At 60.5% G+C, this 5,495-nt stretch carries 3 rRNA genes; all 3 read left to right on the top strand.

Annotated features, from left to right (window positions below):
* The first annotated feature begins 205 nt into the window (after positions 1–205).
* Positions 206–1,730 (top strand): 16S ribosomal RNA (locus P273_RS0109060).
* Between the two features lie 406 nt (positions 1,731–2,136).
* A 23S ribosomal RNA gene (locus P273_RS0109055) occupies positions 2,137–5,207 on the top strand.
* A gap of 171 nt (positions 5,208–5,378) precedes the next feature.
* Positions 5,379–5,495 (top strand): 5S ribosomal RNA (gene rrf, locus P273_RS0109050).
* Together the 16S, 23S and 5S rRNA genes form the textbook arrangement of a ribosomal RNA operon.

The raw sequence follows: 5,495 nt of genomic DNA, 5'->3' as shown, positions 1-5,495 counted from the left end.
TGTTGGTGTGGTGGTGGTTTGAGAACTCAAGAGCGTGTTTGTGCTACTTATAGCTTTTTGATTGCCAGTCCGATGCCCGCCCGGCTGTTGTCGGGTACGTGGGAGCGTTGTGAGGGGTGTCGGGGTTTTTCGTGGGTCTGTTTCCTCCTTATGGAAGCGGATCCGTCAATTTATTATGAGAGTCGTTTCGGCTTCTTCATGGTTTTTTGTGGAGGGTTTGATTCTGGCTCAGGATGAACGCTGGCGGCGTGCTTAACACATGCAAGTCGAACGGGATCCGTCAAGCTTGCTTGGCGGTGAGAGTGGCGAACGGGTGAGTAATGCGTGACCAACCTGCCCCATGCTTCGGAATAGCTCCTGGAAACGGGTGGTAATGCCGGATGCTCCGCACTGTCGCATGATGGTGTGGGAAAGGGTTTACCGGCATGGGATGGGGTCGCGTCCTATCAGCTTGTTGGCGGGGTGATGGCCTGCCAAGGCTTCGACGGGTAGCCGGCCTGAGAGGGCGACCGGCCACATTGGGACTGAGATACGGCCCAGACTCCTACGGGAGGCAGCAGTGGGGAATATTGCACAATGGGCGAAAGCCTGATGCAGCGACGCCGCGTGCGGGATGACGGCCTTCGGGTTGTAAACCGCTTTTGATTGGGAGCAAGCGAGAGTGAGTGTACCTTTCGAATAAGCACCGGCTAACTACGTGCCAGCAGCCGCGGTAATACGTAGGGTGCAAGCGTTATCCGGATTTATTGGGCGTAAAGAGCTCGTAGGCGGTTCGTCGCGTCTGGTGTGAAAGTCCATCGCTTAACGGTGGATCGGCGCCGGGTACGGGCGGACTGGAGTGCGGTAGGGGAGACTGGAATTCCCGGTGTAACGGTGGAATGTGTAGATATCGGGAAGAACACCGATGGCGAAGGCAGGTCTCTGGGCCGTCACTGACGCTGAGGAGCGAAAGCGTGGGGAGCGAACAGGATTAGATACCCTGGTAGTCCACGCCGTAAACGGTGGATGCTGGATGTGGGGCCCGTTCCACGGGTTCCGTGTCGGAGCTAACGCGTTAAGCATCCCGCCTGGGGAGTACGGCCGCAAGGCTAAAACTCAAAGAAATTGACGGGGGCCCGCACAAGCGGCGGAGCATGCGGATTAATTCGATGCAACGCGAAGAACCTTACCTGGGCTTGACATGTGCCGGACGGCCGCGGAGACGCGGTTTCCCTTCGGGGCCGGTTCACAGGTGGTGCATGGTCGTCGTCAGCTCGTGTCGTGAGATGTTGGGTCAAGTCCCGCAACGAGCGCAACCCTCGCCTCGTGTTGCCAGCACGTTATGGTGGGAACTCACGGGGGACCGCCGGGGTTAACCCGGAGGAAGGTGGGGATGACGTCAGATCATCATGCCCCTTACGTCCAGGGCTTCACGCATGCTACAATGGCCGGTACAACGGGATGCGACATGGTGACATGGAGCGGATCCCTGAAAACCGGTCTCAGTTCGGATCGGAGCCTGCAACCCGGCTCCGTGAAGGCGGAGTCGCTAGTAATCGCGGATCAGCAACGCCGCGGTGAATGCGTTCCCGGGCCTTGTACACACCGCCCGTCAAGTCATGAAAGTGGGCAGCACCCGAAGCCGGTGGCCCAACCCGCAAGGGGGGGAGCCGTCTAAGGTGAGGTCCGCGATTGGGACTAAGTCGTAACAAGGTAGCCGTACCGGAAGGTGCGGCTGGATCACCTCCTTTCTACGGAGATTATGAAATTCCTCTGCGCGGTCTGCGTGGGGGTCGTGCCTGCGGGTCCGGCCGGTCGGCCGGTTGGCGTGGGCGTGCTGGCGTGGAACGGTCGGAAGGCTGTGGCATGGATGCGCTGTTGGGTTCCCGGACCGCCACCCTTGTTGGTGGTGTTCCCGCCGCCCGTCGGTTCCCGTGTGGGGTGTTGCCCCGTGTCGGGTGTCGTCGGTGCGCTGGTGGTTTGAGAACTGGATAGTGGACGCGAGCGGATGGCCGGCTGTTGTGCTGGCTGTCTGCTGTATTGTTTCGTCCGAGCCTATTTTTGAGTGGGTTCGGGTCGATCGTTTTGTGATCGTTTAGTGTGATGATTTGTCGTCTGGCAGTTCGCAGTTGTTGTTGTCGTGGCATGGCCTGTGGTCGTGTTGTCGGCAAGGGCGCATGGTGGATGCCTTGGCAGACAGGACCGATGAAGGACGCGTGGGGCCGCGATAGGCCTCGGGGAGCCGCCGACAGGGCTTTGATCCGAGGGTGTCCGAATGGGGTAACCCGCCGGCTGTTATGGGCCGGCACCGCATTCGTGCGGGGGGTACGCAGGGAAGTGAAACATCTCAGTACCTGCAGGAAAGGATATTCCGTGAGTAGTGGCGAGCGAAAGCGGATGATGGCCAAACCGGTGCCGTGTGAGACCCGTCGGGGGTTGCGGCATGGGTGTTGTGGGACTTGGCGTCCGGGCTCCGACGGGCCCGGCGGCAGTGATAAAGCGGCGTGTGAGGCGAACGGGATTGAATTCCCGGCCGTAGAGGGTGATGGCCCCGTAGCCGAAGGCGCGCCGCCTGCCGGTTCTTGTTCCCAAGTAGCGCGGGACTCGTGGAATCCCGTGTGAATCGGCCCCGACCGTGGGGTAAGCCTGAATATTCCTGTCTGACCGATAGCGTACGAGTACCGTGAGGGAAAGGTGAAAAGCACCCCGGGAGGGGAGTGAAAGAGTTTCTGAAACCGTGTGCCTACAATCCGTCGGAGCCTTTCGGGGTGACGGCGTGCCTATCGAAAAATGAGTCTGCGAGTCAGTGGTGCGTGGCGAGGCTAACCCGTGTGGGGCAGCCGTAGCGAAAGCGAGTCCGATAAGGGCGTTTTGAGTCGCGTGTCCTGGACCCGAAGCGGGATGATCTAGCCCTGGGCAGGTTGAAGCGCGGGTAAGACCGCGTGGAGGACCGAACGGACCTGGGTTGAAAACCGGGCCGATGACCTGGGGCTAGGGGTGAAAGGCCAATCAAATTCCGTGATAGCTGGTTCTCTCCGAAATGCATTTCGGTGCAGCGTCGCGTGAGTGCCTCCATGGGGTAGAGCTACTGGATGCTTGAGGGCCCGTATCGGGTACCGACAGCAGCCAAACTCCGAATACGTGCGAGGTGTATCGCGGCAGTGAGTCGGCGGGGGATAAGCTCCGTCGTCGAGAGGGAGACAGCCCAGATCGTCGTCTAAGGTCCCTAAGCGCGTGCTAAGTGGGAAAGGATGTGGAGTCGCATAGACAGCCAGGAGGTTGGCTCAGAAGCAGCCATCCTTGAAAGAGTGCGTAACAGCTCACTGGTCTAGTGGTTCCGCGCCGATAATGTAGCGGGGCTCAAGCACGCCACCGAAGACGCGGCAGCGCAGTTTGCTGTGCTGGGTAGGAGAGCGTTCCGCGTGGGGCGAAGCGGCGGCGTGAGCCGGCCGTGGACCGCGTGGAAGTGAGAATGCAGACATGAGTAGCGAGAGGCGGGTGAGAATCCCGTCCGCTGGATGACCAAGGGTTCCGGGGCCACGTTCGTCGTCCCCGGGTGAGTCGGGTCCTAAGGCGAGGCCGACAGGCGTAGTCGAATGGATGAAGGAGTCGATATTCTCCTACCGGCGTCAAGCCGTCCAATCCAAGACGTGGAAGCGTGCCCTTACCCGTGTCGGGTGGCGGTCTTCGGACCGTCCGATGGCATGGGACCGGCGTGTGGATGCGTGGCGGGTAGCGCGGGAGTGACACGGAACGGGAGCCGGGCCGCGGTGGTGGTTATCCGTGGTCAAGCATGCGGCGCGTCGGGCAGGCAAATCCGCCCGGCATGAGCGCGAGGTGTGATGATGGGGGGTCTTGTGCCCCGAATCCGGTGTGCCGTTCCGTCGAGAAAAGCTTCGGCGTGAGGAGTGGCGCCGCCCGTACCCTAAACCGACACTGGTGGTCAGGTAGAGTATACCAAAGCGATCGAGCGAATCCTGGTCAAGGAACTCGGCAAATCACTCCCGTGCCTTCGGTATAAGGGAGGCCCCTGCCGGTGAGGCGCCTTGCGCGCGGAGCCGGTGGGGGCGGCACAGACCAGGGGGTAGCGACTGTTTACCAAAAACACAGGTGCATGCGAAGACGTAAGTCGCTGTATATGCACTGACGCCTGCCCGGTGCCGGAAGGTTAAGAGGATCCGTCATCCCTCTTCGGAGGGGGCAGCGGTGAATTCAAGCCCCGGTAAACGGCGGTGGTAACTATAACCATCCTAAGGTAGCGAAATTCCTTGTCGGGTAAGTTCCGACCTGCACGAATGGCGTAACGACTTCCCCACTGTCTCGACCAGGAGCTCGGCGAAATTGCAGTACGAGTAAAGATGCTCGTTAAGCGCAGAAGGACGAAAAGACCCCGGGACCTTTACTATACCTTGGTATTGGCGTTAGGTGCGGACTGTGTAGCATAGGCGGGAGGCTTCGAAGCGGGTGCGCCAGCATCCGTGGAGCCGGAATGTGAAATACCGCTCTGTCCTCATCTGGCCTCTAACCTCGGCCGGTCATCCCGGCCAGGGACAGTGCCTGGCGGGTAGTTTAACTGGGGCGGTTGCCTCCCAAAGAGTAACGGAGGCGCCCAAGGGTTCCCTCAGCCCGGTTGGCAATCGGGTGTTGAGTGCAATCGCACAAGGGAGCTTGACTGCGAGACCGACGGGTCGAGCAGGGACGAAAGTCGGAGATAGTGATCCGGTGCCGGCGTACGGACGCGGCATCGCTCAACGGATAAAAGGTACCCCGGGGATAACAGGCTGATCATCCCCAAGAGTCCATATCGACGGGATGGTTTGGCACCTCGATGTCGGCTCGTCGCATCCTGGGGCTGGAGCAGGTCCCAAGGGTTCGGCCGTTCGCCGATTAAAGCGGCACGCGAGCTGGGTTCAGAACGTCGTGAGACAGTTTGGTCTCTATCCTCTGCGCTCGTTGGAATCTTGAGGAGCCCTGCCCATAGTACGAGAGGACCTGGGTGGACGAACCTCTGGTATGCCGGTTGTCGCGCCAGCGGCACGGCCGGTTGGCTACGTTCGGATGGGATAACCGCTGAAAGCATCTAAGCGGGAAGCCCCCTCCAAGATAAGGATTCCATGAAGCCTCAGGGCTTCTGAAGACCCCATGCAGAACACATGGTCGATAGACCGGACGTGGACACCCCGCAAGGGGCGGAGCCGACCGGCACTAATGGTCGAAGACAACACACCATCCACCCCCTTGCGGGGGGTGGCGGCATCAACCCGGCTGCGGAACACATGCCTGCGGCAATGAACACGAACACGCACAGGCGATCAGACAATCGGAACACGCGTCCACCATCCGGTCCCCAAACCACCAGGAAACCCCGACCCGGCAACGGGTCGGAAGAATTGAAGATTCGCGGCGGTCATGGCCTGGGGGAGACGCCCGGTCCCATTCCGAACCCGGAAGCTAAGACCCAGCACGGCAATGGTACTGCACCCGGAAGAGTGTGGGAGAGTAGCACACCGCCGCCA

Source organism: Bifidobacterium sp. A11, from assembly GCF_000499185.1.
Taxonomy (GTDB): Bacteria; Actinomycetota; Actinomycetes; order Actinomycetales; family Bifidobacteriaceae; genus Bombiscardovia; species Bombiscardovia mizhiensis.
The sequence above is the reverse complement of the archived record's forward strand: the minus strand, read 5'-3'. Positions and strand labels throughout refer to the sequence as shown.